We start from the raw sequence: 12,752 nt of genomic DNA, 5'->3' as shown, positions 1-12,752 counted from the left end.
GCGGTGGTTGGGGTCAAGACTCTGTTCCCGGGGTTGTGTGGGTGCCGCGCAGTTGTTTTCGCATTTGGCTCAACAACCGACGCATCTGCCTCAGCTCACGGTCCTCCCCGCTGGCTGAGCCATCGCTATAGTAATGGCTGTTAACCGTCCGGGCAAAACGACGAGCCGATTCCGCCGCGGCAGGCCGCGCCTGTCCGAGCCTGGCCGCCAAGGCCGACGGGGTCTCGCCCTTGCGAACCGGAACACCGGCACGGTGGCACAACTGATGCCAGTTCGAGAGGATGCGCCCAAAGGCATCCCGGCGGTCGCCGGTGCGCATCCGCCAGGCCGACACCAGCCCCGCAATGAGCAGACCGGCGCCGACGATGCCCGCCGTGAGGTACCCCAGTTCCCTCATGCCCAGGCCCCATGGCAGTTGCCGCATGAGATTCATCTGGGTCTGCCCCTGGTAACCGACCACCCACCGTTGCCAGTGGTAATTGATCCGGTCCAGCTGGAGGCTTGCCCATTGCACCAGGGCCACGTCGCCATAGCGCTGAGGGGATGCCCAGTTGTTTTCCAGGAACGAGCCTTCGTCCGACACGGCGTCCCGCAACCCGGATTCAATTCGGCTGGGCGCAATGGCGGCTGTGGGGTCAATGCGCACCCAGCCCCGCCCCCGGAGCCAGACTTCAACCCAGGCGTGGGCATCGTATTGACGCACAATCAGGTAGTCGCCACCGGCACCGGTCTCGCCGCCCTGGTAGCCCACCACGACCCGCGCCGGAATGCCTGCGGCCCGAAGTACGAAGGCGGTGGCGCCGGCGTAGTGGGCGCAGAACCCCCGCTTGTTGTCGAACAGCAGACTGTCTATGCCGTCGTCCGGCATCGCCGGTGGGCGTAGCGTGTAAAAATAGGGTTCGGTCCGGAATCGGGTCAGCAGGGCCTGGACGGTTTCCACATCGGAATAACGACCGCGGAGACTGCGAGCGAGCTCCCGTGCGCGCGGGTTTCCCGAGGTCGGCAATTGCAGGTACCGACGCTCCTGCAGCGGCGTCAAGCGCTCCGTCTCCTCAGCCGCGTCCGACTCAAAAGCCAGGCGGTAGCGGATCGACGAATCCGCGGGACGGCGGAAGCGGAACAGGTCCTGGCCTGCCTCCACCACGTTGCCGGACACCGCTCGGGAATTCTCCAGCGCGAACGCCCAGCGCTGATCCGTGGGTTCCAGCAGGACATCGTACTCGCCCGTTTCGAGCTCACCAACGCCGCCGTCGCGAGCCACCCGTCCCGGCCGCCGGGGCAGCGACCGCTCGCCCTGGCGCCAGGTTTCACCATCCAGATAGTCCAGCACCAGGCCACGCCAATACCGGTCCGGGTACGCTGGCATGGGGCCAGCAAAGGTGACCCGAAACGCCCGCTCGCTGCTTTGGGCCAGATTGGAAATATCCCCCGGTCGCATGGTGTCGCTGATGCCGGTTCTGGCCTGGCCGGATACCAGCGGAACGCTCCACAGCGGCTCCATCCGCGGGAAGAACACGAACAGCAGCGCGACGATCGGCAGGGTTTTGACCGCCAGCATCCCCAACCGGCGCCAGCCGGCGGTGGAACTGTCGGGCAAATCCGGCGCATTGATGATCTGCAGGCCGACGAGCAGCAGGGCCAGGGCCGTCAGATTCACCAGACTCCAGAGAATGTCCTGCTGGAACAGGAAATTAACGGCCCCCAAGTACGCCAGGATGAAAAACAGCACATAGAAATCCCGGACACTTCGGGTCTCCAGCCATTTGAGCCCCACCGCAAGCACAAAGAAAGACGCGGCCGTATCGACAGTAAACCGGCCGTGCACGGTCGCCACATACACCGCAATCAACGCCAGCATGATGGCCGACCGCAACCAGCGCCCGGGCAACCGCACCCGACCCTGCTGTGCCAGCCAGCGCCACCCCGCCAGCAGGCAGCAGGTGGCAATCAACCAGAACGGCAGTCGTTCCAGCTGCGGAATCAGCAAGACGCCAAAACTGGCGACCAGCCAGATCAGGGCACGGGACGGTAGCGAATCCTGCACACTCGTGGTCAGCATCATGACGCTCTCCGATCAGGCGGGCGCCCATCTTTACGGGCAAACTGACGGGTGCCATGCTTTTCCGACGCCGCGTCCCTGGGCCGGGTTTCGCCCCATACGGCGAGGGCACGGAGGCAGCGCCTCGCATGACCAGGACCGGCGTCCGGTTCGATCACCTGACCCGGCAGAACCAGGCCGAATCGCTCACCGTTGCGCTCCCGCTCGGCCACCAGCCATGCCAGATAGCTAAGCCTCAATTCATGGTCCGCTCCGGGAAAGGCATGAAAATCCAGCCACTGCGGACTGCCCTGCTCGCCTTCCCAGTCCGCCACCACAAGCTGGCCGCTGCGGGCATAACGCTTCCACATGACTCGCTGGCTCATGTCACCTTCCCGCCAGGGCCGTAGATCCGCGTGATCACTGCCGTCGGTCGGCACAATGCTGTCGCTGTCTTCACCATCCTGCACGGCACTGATCACGTCAGGCGCGGGCACCGGCCGGGGAAACACAATGCCCGCGGACGCCGGGCGAACCCACGACCAGGCTTTGAGCAGACCGAACGGGAAACGGGTCTCGACCCGAATCCGATCGGGGCGCAGGTAACCGCGATGGGCGGATGGAATCGCCAGCTTGAGATCCTTGCTCTGGCCGGCCACGATGTGACTGGCGTCTGGCTCGGCCTCCCCACAGGACACTACGATGGCGATGGCATCGTCCCGGTCCGCCGTGGCCCGGAATTTGAACGGTATGGGCTCCCCGGCCACGCCTTCGCCCGGCTGTACCAGGGCAACCTGCAATCCGGCCAGATTCCGATGGGTCTGATGCATGGCTCCCACGAACACGGCACCCAACAGAAAGGTGACCAGATAGATCAGACTGTTTTGGTAGTTGATCCCCGTGATCAGCATGATCAGCAGCAGAATCCCGAACACCACACCGGCACCGGTTGGCAGGATGAAGATATTTTTTTGCGTAAAGGTCTGGGTATCGGACCGAGCCACCCGTTGATTGACCCACTTCTGCCAGCGCTGCGTTACAAACTTCTTCATGGCGCCCTTGGAGGTTTTTGGCGGAGGTGGCGCAGCGGCCCTGAGGCGCGCAACGCCGATATCTCAAAACAATACTGGCGTTTCAACGAATCTGATCACAACCCGACCAAAACCCGCTTGAAATGCCCATGGACAAGTCAAATACTAACCATATCGCGACGCGTTTTGGCGAAAATTTCCGCTCCGCGCGCCACCAGACCACGTAAGTTCCTGCAGGAAGGGCTTGATATGAAACGCTTTCATTTGCTCGCCGCATCGATTGCCGGAGCCGCTGTTTCCATGCCTGCCCTGTCGGGCGTTCAGGCGCTGACGTCCGATGAAATGGTCGAAACCTACGTCAAGGATTCGGCCGTCATCATCGTACCCAAGGAACAGCGAAAATCCGATGCCGATCGACAGCGCATTCTTCGTTCACTGACCATCTCGCCCGGAGAACCGGTGCTGACCGAAGCCGAGGAGGAGGCCTATCGGGATGCCCTCCAGCGTTATGTGGAGGCGGGCAGCAAAGACGCGCTGAAAAGCGCCGAAGAGGAATTTCTGCGTCGCGCTCTGCTGCTGCCGCAGGACGAACTGGCGCGCGCCCAACCGCCCGCCGAGTTCACCCCAACCATTCCTCCGATCATCTTCGGGCAACAAGCCCAGATTCCCGAAGAGCCCTTTACCCAGACCTTCCTGAACGATCAGCTGGGTATTGGCTTTGATGGTCAGAATCTGAACTTTTCCATCGGCAATCCGCCGGGCATTGACCGGATTCAGGTGCCAGAGGGCATTAACGAGGGCCCCATAAGCCTCACTCCACGCCCTGGCGGCGGCTTTGACCTGTCCATCAAAGTGCCCGACCAGTAAACAACCGAATGCAAAAACGGCAACCCACGGGTTGCCGTTTTTTTTGGGGTGCTGCCCAACGAAAAACGCCCCGCTGGGCGGGGCGTTCTACCAGTGCAGCTATCAGGTCAGCTTAGTGACCGTAGACAGCCATGCTGGTGTTGGTGATGGACAGGTTGTCCATAGCCACGGAACCGATGGAGGCACCACCGATCTCGATCGCACCGATGTTCATGTCCATGGTGATGTCAGAAACATCAATCCGCAGTACGTCAGTGGCTGAAGAGCCAGTCAGGCCTGCGCCTTTATAGACGTCAACACTGGCGACGGCAAACAGACCAGCGGCAGTAGAAGGAGCGCCACCAGCAGCTACTTCCTCGAAGAACTGGCTACCCATGATCGCCATGTCACGAATACCAACACCCAGGAACTCAACGTCGAAGTCCATATCGACCACGTTGAAGGCAACGTCCAGGTTCAGGGTGTCAGTGGCGGTATCAACAACGATGTCCAGCGCGCCGAGAGCACCGTGGCCGCTCAGGTTGGAGATCAGGGTGGTGGAGTCAGTGCCGCCCACGAGCGCCATGGAGCTGGCTGTCATACCCCAGTCAATCGGGTTACCTGAGATAGAGCCAACGTGGATTACAGCGTCGCCGTCAGCCAGAACGTCGATATCGATTTTCAGGTCGTCCAACAGGTTGGAACCCGCGCCACCGGCAACACCAGAACCACCCAACACGATGTCGTTAACTACGAAGGAGCCTTCATCCGTGTAGCGGAACTGACCGATGCTGACCTGGGTTTCGAGTTCGATGGTCACACCCGCCTGACCGGTCACGCTGGACATGGCGGTGTCATCCATGGCTTGCAGATCGGCGTGGGCAGCGAAGGGAGCCGCGGCTACGGCAGTCGCGAGAGCAATTTTCTTCAGGCCTTTCATATTCTTATCTCCTTGGAAACTCATTTTCTTTATTATCTGAGTTTTGATGTTGAGTGCGGAGTTCCCTGACTCCACAAACCCATTTAAGATTGTTTTACAGTCCTAGTCCGTGACTCTAGTCACAGTCTTTAACCGATCGGTTACACAAGGAAACAAACCACGACTGGTTCTCAGTGAATCCGATTGAACATCAGCCTTTTTTGCTTTCCTGGTCATAAAACCACTCAAACGGCTTGCTCTGGGACACGGGCTCGGCCCACCGCAGGTCTTCGCCCTCGACCGTAAAACCGATGACCTTGTTGGCAGAAACCCCCAAGCGGTGCTCATGCTCGATGACCAAGGCTTCTACCTCACTGTCGGGGCTGACCCGGCCGGTATAGAGAATGGCGGCCGCATTGATCTCGCCACCCTGTGCTATGGCCTTGATGGCCGCCCGATACATATAGATACGGGCAGACGCAGGCACCTCCGCCCCCTGCTCTCCGAGGCTGATCCGTTTCACGGTGGTGCCGTCTTTCATCAACATCCAGGCGGAAGGCATATTGGGCCTGGCATCCGTCAGCTGGCCTCTGTAGGCTTTCGTCGCCTCATCGGTGAGCCGAATCAATTGGGTCTGGGCAGCCGCGAGGATACCGGCTAGCTCCTCTTCACTGACCTGACCGTCTTTGAGGGGCGAATTGGCCGGCAAAGTAATAGAGTCTGAGAAAACGGGCGTTGAGGTAACCAGCGTTGCCGTCATCGCTGCGGCAGTAACAAGACCTTTAACGGAAATCATAGAGGCACATCCATTCTTATTGGGTTTGCGGAGTTATCCTCACCGGCGACGGTGTAGAATAAGCACCGGCGAATGGCGTTTATTACATCATCTGACCCGCCGACCATTATTTGATTGCGTTGGCGTTTTCGAGAATTTAGCGGAGCAAATTTGACTGACGTTGCAGCCCAGCCCATCGACCGGGACCTGTTCACCAGACTCCAGGCCCATGCCTGCCAGCATGACGACTTCGTCTATCTGGGCAGCACAGGAACCAGTGGCGACACCGGCGAATGGAGCTTCTTCTCGGCGCTCTCGACGTCCAGCTATGAACTTCGGGACCGTGATCGTGCGCCGCAAAGCGTGCAGAATGCGGTCACAGAACTGGACGAGCTCAGGCAGCGGTACCACTTTCAGGGGGAGAACGCGGAGATACCGGCAGGCGGTATCGTCGGCTTCGTGAGCTATGAACTGGGCTATCTGAAGGAAAAAAAGCTGCGGGCGCTGTCAGGCCCTCTGCCGACCCCGGTACTGCAAGCCCGTCTTTTCCTCTGGATGGCGTCTTACAATCGAAAAACCGGGGAGTACTTCCTGCGTTTTCACGACCAGTGCCCCGACGCCGTGCGCGCAAAGGTCGAGCACTGGCGCGACACTCCCGCCGCCAAAGTAGCCCCACCGTGGACAATGACCGCGCCTTTTCAGGCCACTCAACCCCAATCCGCGTTCGAAGCCAGTGTCCAGACGGTCAAGGACTACATCGAGGCGGGGGATTGCTACCAGGCAAACCTGTCGCAGGAGTTCAGCGGTCGGTATCAGGGCGATCCCTGGCACGCATTCGAGGCCCTGACCGGCACCCACCCAACGCCCTACAGCGCCTTCATCCGTGGCTCCGACTTTTCGATCCTTTCGATTTCCCCGGAACGGTTTCTGGAAATCGACGATGGCGTTGTGAAAACCAGTCCGATCAAGGGCACGCGGCCCAGGGGGCGTACCGAGGCCGAGGACCAATCGTTCGCGCTCGAATTGCAGGACTCTGAGAAGGATCGGGCGGAAAACCTGATGATCGTTGACCTCCTGCGGAACGACCTAAGCGTGAATGCCAAGCCCCAATCCGTGCGGGTCGATCAGCTGTTCGCCCTGGAGTCCTACCAGAACGTCCACCACCTGGTCAGTCACATTCGGGCGGAATTGCGGGAGGGTGTGTCCCCCCTGAAGGCGTTCATCGATGCCTTTCCAGGCGGCTCCATCACCGGCGCGCCAAAGCTCCGGGCCATGGAAATCATCAAGGAGCTGGAACCCCACGCACGGGGCCCCTACTGCGGATCGGTGTTTTTCTACGGCCTGGGTGGACGACTCGACAGCAGCATTGCCATCCGTACCCTGGTTTGCACCGGCGATGGCGTCATTCGCTGCTGTGGTGGTGGCGGGATAGTCGCCGATTCGGACCCGCAGGCGGAGTATCAGGAAACCCTGACCAAAGTGGCGCCCTTGATGCGGTTTTTGCAGGATCTGACAATCTGAGGAAGCCGCGCCCCGGCGCTGGCACGGCTTCGGCTCCCGGACTTCCCGATTACGCGGTGTGAACCGCGCTTGCCTTGAGGAATTCCTGCTTCAGGTCTTCAAAGTTATGTACCGCCGGGAACTGCGGGAACTCGTCGATGACATTCTGCGGCGCGTGGAACAGGATGCCGGCCTCGGCCTGCCCCAGCATGGTGGTGTCGTTGTAGGAATCACCGGCGGCGATGACCCGGTAGTTCAACAATTGGAACGCCCGGACCGACTGGCGCTTGGGGTCGCGCTGACGCAGCAGGTAGTCGGTAATCTGGCCATTCTCGGCGACTTCCAGTTTGTGGCACAGCAGGGCCGGGAAACCCAACTTGGCCATCAGCGGCATGGCAAACTCATAGAAGGTGTCGGACAGGATCACCACCTGGAACCGCTCCCGGAGCCAGTCCAGGAATTCCCGTGCACCCGGCAGCGGGTCAAGGCCACCAATTACTTCCTGAATCTGTGGCAGGCCGTATCCATGCTGGTCCAGCAGTTTCAGACGCTGGGTCATCAGCACATCGTAGTCCGGCACATCGCGGGTGGTCGCCTTGAGTTCTTCAATACCGGTTTTCTCGGCAAACGCGATCCAGATTTCCGGAATCAATACTCCTTCGAGGTCAAGGCAAGCCAGTTCCACAGTGATCTCCTGATAAACAGTTGGGTGTCCCGGAGCCCGGGCTCCGATTTGAGTTGCGCCGTATAATAAGAAAAACCGCCCGGGAATGCATCGGGCATAACCATATAGATCCTCATTACTTCAGGCAATGAAGCATTTAATGGTAGTCTTTTCACTCATTTAGACCAGACAGCAGGCAAACATGACGGATATCCAAACGCTTCGTGACGAGCTTGAGGGCCAGAGCCCCCGCGCCATCCTCAAAGCTGCCCTCAAGACGTACGACAATATCGCCATCTCCTTCAGCGGGGCCGAAGACGTCGTGTTGATTGAAATGGCCCACCGGCTCACGGACAACCTGAAAGTGTTTACCCTGGACACCGGCCGCCTGCACCCGGAAACCTACGAATTCATAGAGCGGGTCCGCAAGCACTACGGCATTGACATCGAGGTGCTGTTCCCGGACGCCGCCGAGATCCAGGACCTGGTGAATCGCAAGGGCTTGTTCAGCTTTTACGAGGATGGTCACTCCGAGTGCTGTGGCATTCGCAAAGTGAACCCGCTGCGGCGCAAGCTCGCCACCGTAGACGCCTGGATTACCGGCCAACGCAAGGACCAGAGCCCCGGAACCCGCAATGACGTGCCCGTGGTCCAGGAAGACACCGCGTTTTCCACCCCGGACAAAACCCTGGTGAAGTTCAACCCCCTGGCCAATTGGACCTCCAAGGAGGTCTGGGATTACATCCGCATGTCCGAAGCCCCCTACAACGAACTCCATGAGAAAGGCTTCATCAGCATCGGCTGCCAACCGTGCACCCGTCCGGTTCTACCCGGTCAGCACGAGCGCGAGGGTCGCTGGTGGTGGGAAGAGGCGACCAAGAAAGAGTGCGGCCTGCACGCCGACAACCTGATCGCCAAGGAATAGGAAACCGGTCAGTGCCCTGCCCACCGGATCAGTAGGTGGGCAGCTCCACATCCCGAAACAGTTCTTCAATCTCTGAGCGACTGCCCTGATGGGCCACCGCTTCGTCCACCCGCTCCTTGGTGAGATGGGGAGCGAAACGCTCGATGAAGTCGTACATGTAGCCCCTGAGGAAGGTCCCCTTCCGGAAACCAATCCGAGTGACGCTGGGCCGGAACAGTTTGCGGGCATCCAGCGCGACCAGGTCCGGATCCGCCTTTGGATCGAACGCCATACTGGCAATGATGCCGACCCCCAGACCCAGCCGGACGTAGGTCTTGATGACATCGGCATCGGCCGCGGTAAACACCACCTTGGGCGTCAGTCCCTGGGACTGGAACGCCTCATCCAGCTTGGACCTGCCAGTGAATCCAAACACGTAGGTGACCAGCGGGTATTCCGCCAGTTGCGGCAGGGTCAGCTCCTCCATCTGGGCCAGGGGATGGTTCCTGGGCACGATCACGCTGCGGTTCCATCTATAGCACGGCATCATGATCAGGTCGTTGAACAGCTCCATGGCCTCGGTGGCAATGGCAAAATCGACCGCACCATTGGCGGCCATTTCCGAGATCTGCATGGGGGTGCCCTGATGCATGTGCAGGGACACGTCCGGGTAGGATTCGATGAACCCACTGATGATCGGCGGCAGGGCGTAGCGGGCCTGGGTATGAGTGGTGGCGATACTGAGGTCACCCTGGCGCTGGTTACTGAACTCCTGGGCGATCTTCTTGATGCCCTCGACCCGGCGCAGAATCTCGCCGGCTTCCCGAATGATGATTTCGCCACCGGGGGTGATGCGGGTCAGGTGCTTGCCGCTTCTGGCGAAGACCTCAAGACCCAGTTCGTCCTCAAGCAACCGAATCTGCTTGGAAATCCCGGGCTGTGAGGTGAAAAGGCTTTGCGCGGTCGCGGACACATTCAGGTCGTGGTGTGCGACCTCCCAGATATATCGCAACTGTTGTAATTTCATTGAATCGGTTGCTCCCTGGAATTCCGGTCTTCGGAGGGTGGCACGGGGCAGTGGCTGAATCTTAGCGTACGCATAAAAACACTATTTTTCATTCTTTTTTAATATAGGTATTGCCCTGATCAAAGTTTAGACCAAAATTGCATTAAAGCGCCGGACAACGCTCTACTTTGTTGCATGGCCCTTGACTTGCACACGGCATCCCACACAATCCGGTATCGACACCCGTTGTAACCAGAGCCGCCATGCTGTTGACCACCAAATTCCTGCGCCCCTCCACCGATCGCCGAGCCATCCGACGCGACCGGTTGAACATGCTGCTGGAGCCGGCGGACGCCAAACGTTTGAACCTGGTGGTTGCGCCAGCGGGATTCGGCAAAACCACATTGGTGGCGCAGTGGCGCGCGCGTTCGACCGGGTCGACAGCCTGGCTGTCCCTGGATGAACACGACGACGAGCCCAGACGCTTCTGGCAGTACCTGATCGGAGCCTTCGAGCACGCCGGTCTGCCCGGTCTTGAGGCCTGCAAGCCCCTGCTGGTTCACGACCAGGACGAAACCGCGACAGGGACGATCACCGCCCTCATCAACCAACTGGCGGCCGATGGTGGGCAATGGGCCCTGGTGCTGGACGACTTTCACCTGATCCGCGACGATCGCATCCTCCGGGCACTGGCCTACCTGATCGACTACCTGCCCCCGTCCGTTACCGTCACCCTGGCCTCGCGCACCGAACCGCCCCTGCCCCTGGCCCGGTGGCGGGTGCGTCGCTGGATTGAGGACATTCATCCAGCGCTGCTGGCGTTTTCCGAAGGCGAATGCCGTCAGTTCTTCCAGGACACCATGGGACTTGATCTGAGCGACAGCGAGGCCGACGCCATTTGCCGCAGGACCGAGGGCTGGGTGGCGGCGATGCAACTGACGGCCCTGACGGGAGCCCGCGGGCAAGAGCCCCAGCCAACCTCGGCACCCCGGCTCCAGGTGGATGAACGACACATCAGCGACTACGTTCTGAGCGAGGTGCTCTCCCAGCAGTCGGCAGCCGCCACCGAATTTCTCCTGGACACCGCTCACTGCCCTCGCCTGTGCGGCTCCCTGTGCGATGCGATCCGCGGTAGCCAGGACAGCCAGCAGTGGTTGGAACACCTGCTGAGCCAGAACCTGTTCCTGATTCCCCTCGACACCCAGAGCCAGTGGTTTCGGTACCATGACCTGTTCCGGGACGCGCTACTGCATCGGATCCGACATCTGGACCCGGACCGCGCCCGCAGTCTCTGGCGCAAGACCGTGGACTGGTTGCTGGACCACGGTCACGTCCAGGACGGCATCCTGCAGATCGTGAAGGAAGCGGACTGGCCCTGGCTGGCCAGCGTGCTCGCCGAACACGGCAACAACCTGATTCACGGCGGCTATCACTTGCCCGTGCTGGAGTGGATTGAATCGCTGCCGCCGGAACTGATTCACGACAGCCCGCAAATCCAGATGCTGCGCTGCTGGGCCCTGTTCTTCGCCAATCGCCTGGATACCCTGGACCCGCTGCTCACCACCCTCGAAGATCTGCTCGACCGTCGGGTGGCAGACTCCCATCCAGACGCCGAGGGCGCCCTCGGTCTGCAGAGTGAGATCTCGCTGATCCGCTCCTACCTGGCCCGCACCCGCAGCGACGACAGGAGCGCCAGCGTGCTCACCCGACAGGTGCTCAAGGACATCGACCACACCCAAATCCCCCTGAAATCGGTCACTTACTACGGGGTTGGACTGGACTATTTTGGTGAGGGATTGCTGCTGGACGCCGAGGACGCGCTCTTGTCCGCGATTCGCTACGGCCAGCTCGAACGCAAGCCCAGTACCGTGCTGTCCAGTGGCGGGCTGTTGGCCTGGATCCAGTACAACCGGGGCGATATCGAACAGGCCCTGAGCACCTGCACCGACGTGCGGGCCTGGGTAGACCAACATTACGCCGATCCGAGTCAGCCACGGCTGATCTCCTGCTGGCAGAACAGTGCCCTGGCGGAGATCTACCGGGAACGGAATCAGCCGGACCTGGCCGCAGCTCACCTCGCGCCGCTCCTGGAACACGTGGATCGAGGTACCGAACCCGGCCAGCACGTGATCATTCAATACGTCCGCGGCCATCTGGCCTTCAGCGAGGGCCGGTTGCAGGAGGCCTTCGAGGTGCTGGAGGACGCCGTCCGGATCGGCCGCAAGCGGCGCGACCACATCGTGTTCGAACCGCCCGCCAGTTCGGCCCTTCTGGCCCGCTGTTACCTGGCTGCAGGCCACCCGGACCAAGCCCTCGAATGCCTCGACCCAGCCGATGCCGGGTCCTTCAGCAATCCGCTCAACCGGGAGCAGTATCTGATCAGTTGCGCGCGGGTTCAGGTGGCATTGGGTCAGCCGGATCGGGCCCAGGAAATCCTGAGCAGCTTGTTGTCGGCGGCCGAACGCAACGCCCACAACCGTCATCTGGTGGAAATCCTGCTGGTCTACGGTGAGGCCCTGGATCTGCAGGGGCGGCACGAGGAAGCCGTGGAGATGCTCGACCGGGCAATGGCCAAGGCGTCCGAGGCGGGCTTCCTGCGTTTGTTCAGTGAGGAAAGCCCGCGACTTCAGACCCTGGTTCGAGCCTTGCCGGCCCTCCAGGCTCCCGGCGCCTGGAACCAGGACCTTCGCACCCTGCTCGGTGGCTGCCGGCCGGCCGAGCCGGACGATCAACCGGGGCCCGCAGGCCCCGGCGCGCAAACGACGGCCAACCCGGCGCTTCTGCCGGAGCCCCTCAGCCAGCGCGAAATGGAGGTGCTGGCGTTGATTCATGACGGCCACTCCAACAAGGACATTGCCAGCCGGATGGCGGTGGCTCCAGCAACCGTGAAGGCCCATATCCGCAACCTGTACGGCAAGCTGGGTGTGGGACGGCGAACGGAAGCCCTGGCCCGGGCGCGGGAGCTGGGCCTGCTATCCCGGTGACGCAGGCTAATTTGTGACCGACCTCACACTTTGGCCGATCTAATCGGCGGGACTACGCCCTTTGGACGATCCGGCTACGCCCCCT

Annotated in this window: 10 protein-coding genes; 4 read left to right on the top strand and 6 right to left on the bottom strand. The window is 60.9% G+C overall.

Going from position 1 to position 12,752, the window contains the following annotated elements:
- Positions 1 to 13: 13 nt before the first annotated feature.
- A complete protein-coding gene (locus U5822_RS14630; RefSeq protein ID WP_425259252.1) occupies positions 14 to 2,062 on the bottom strand; it encodes a transglutaminase TgpA family protein in 2,049 nt (682 codons plus the stop codon).
- Positions 2,059 to 3,090 (bottom strand): DUF58 domain-containing protein, encoded by a 1,032-nt coding sequence (locus U5822_RS14625; protein ID WP_322856347.1) that lies wholly within the window; start codon positions 3,088 to 3,090, stop codon positions 2,059 to 2,061. The genes U5822_RS14630 and U5822_RS14625 overlap by 4 nt, the downstream gene beginning before the upstream one ends.
- Positions 3,091 to 3,318: 228 nt before the next feature.
- Here U5822_RS14625 and U5822_RS14620 point away from each other — a divergent pair, with 228 nt between their 5' ends.
- Positions 3,319 to 3,936, top strand: a complete 618-nt coding sequence (locus U5822_RS14620; protein ID WP_322856939.1) for a hypothetical protein — start codon at positions 3,319 to 3,321, stop codon at positions 3,934 to 3,936.
- Positions 3,937 to 4,048: 112 nt separating this feature from the next.
- On the opposite strand, the gene U5822_RS14615 is transcribed toward U5822_RS14620, so the two are convergent.
- The gene (locus U5822_RS14615) at positions 4,049 to 4,855 is read right to left on the bottom strand and encodes a DUF6160 family protein (RefSeq protein ID WP_322856346.1); all 807 of its coding nucleotides are present in this window, start codon (positions 4,853 to 4,855) and stop codon (positions 4,049 to 4,051) included.
- A gap of 190 nt (positions 4,856 to 5,045) precedes the next feature.
- The gene (locus U5822_RS14610; protein ID WP_322856345.1) at positions 5,046 to 5,630 is read right to left on the bottom strand and encodes a hypothetical protein; all 585 of its coding nucleotides are present in this window, start codon (positions 5,628 to 5,630) and stop codon (positions 5,046 to 5,048) included.
- 150 nt (positions 5,631 to 5,780) lie between these two features.
- Between U5822_RS14610 and pabB the strand changes: the two genes are divergently transcribed.
- Positions 5,781 to 7,130, top strand: a complete 1,350-nt coding sequence (pabB, locus tag U5822_RS14605) for an aminodeoxychorismate synthase component I (protein WP_322856344.1) — start codon at positions 5,781 to 5,783, stop codon at positions 7,128 to 7,130.
- A 49-nt stretch (positions 7,131 to 7,179) separates the two neighbouring features.
- Here pabB and thrH read toward each other — a convergent pair whose 3' ends face one another.
- Positions 7,180 to 7,794: a bifunctional phosphoserine phosphatase/homoserine phosphotransferase ThrH gene (gene thrH, locus U5822_RS14600; RefSeq protein ID WP_322856343.1), complete on the bottom strand. Its 615-nt coding sequence runs from the start codon at positions 7,792 to 7,794 to the stop codon at positions 7,180 to 7,182.
- A gap of 181 nt (positions 7,795 to 7,975) precedes the next feature.
- Between thrH and U5822_RS14595 the strand changes: the two genes are divergently transcribed.
- A complete protein-coding gene (locus U5822_RS14595; protein ID WP_322856342.1) occupies positions 7,976 to 8,698 on the top strand; it encodes a phosphoadenylyl-sulfate reductase in 723 nt (240 codons plus the stop codon).
- Positions 8,699 to 8,726: 28 nt separating this feature from the next.
- On the opposite strand, the gene cysB is transcribed toward U5822_RS14595, so the two are convergent.
- On the bottom strand, positions 8,727 to 9,704 hold the full coding sequence (gene cysB / locus U5822_RS14590) for an HTH-type transcriptional regulator CysB (protein ID WP_322856341.1): 978 nt from the start codon (positions 9,702 to 9,704) through the stop codon (positions 8,727 to 8,729).
- A gap of 242 nt (positions 9,705 to 9,946) precedes the next feature.
- Here cysB and U5822_RS14585 point away from each other — a divergent pair, with 242 nt between their 5' ends.
- On the top strand, positions 9,947 to 12,667 hold the full coding sequence (locus tag U5822_RS14585) for a winged helix-turn-helix domain-containing protein (RefSeq protein ID WP_322856340.1): 2,721 nt from the start codon (positions 9,947 to 9,949) through the stop codon (positions 12,665 to 12,667).
- Positions 12,668 to 12,752: the final 85 nt, after the last annotated feature.

It is taken from the genome of Marinobacter qingdaonensis, from assembly GCF_034555935.1.
Taxonomy (GTDB): Bacteria; Pseudomonadota; Gammaproteobacteria; order Pseudomonadales; family Oleiphilaceae; genus Marinobacter; species Marinobacter qingdaonensis.
The sequence above is the reverse complement of the archived record's forward strand: the minus strand, read 5'-3'. Positions and strand labels throughout refer to the sequence as shown.

Bases quoted from the DNA above. Each gene is read 5' to 3' on its own strand.
- U5822_RS14620 (WP_322856939.1), top strand. From the start codon at position 3,319: ATGAAACGCTTTCATTTGCTCGCCGCATCGATTGCCGGAGCCGCTGTT.
- cysB (WP_322856341.1), bottom strand. From the start codon at position 9,704: ATGAAATTACAACAGTTGCGATATATCTGGGAGGTCGCACACCACGAC.
- U5822_RS14610 (WP_322856345.1), bottom strand. From the start codon at position 5,630: ATGATTTCCGTTAAAGGTCTTGTTACTGCCGCAGCGATGACGGCAACG.
- U5822_RS14630 (WP_425259252.1), bottom strand. From the start codon at position 2,062: ATGATGCTGACCACGAGTGTGCAGGATTCGCTACCGTCCCGTGCCCTG.
- U5822_RS14625 (WP_322856347.1), bottom strand. From the start codon at position 3,090: ATGAAGAAGTTTGTAACGCAGCGCTGGCAGAAGTGGGTCAATCAACGG.
- U5822_RS14615 (WP_322856346.1), bottom strand. From the start codon at position 4,855: ATGAAAGGCCTGAAGAAAATTGCTCTCGCGACTGCCGTAGCCGCGGCT.
- U5822_RS14595 (WP_322856342.1), top strand. From the start codon at position 7,976: ATGACGGATATCCAAACGCTTCGTGACGAGCTTGAGGGCCAGAGCCCC.
- U5822_RS14585 (WP_322856340.1), top strand. From the start codon at position 9,947: ATGCTGTTGACCACCAAATTCCTGCGCCCCTCCACCGATCGCCGAGCC.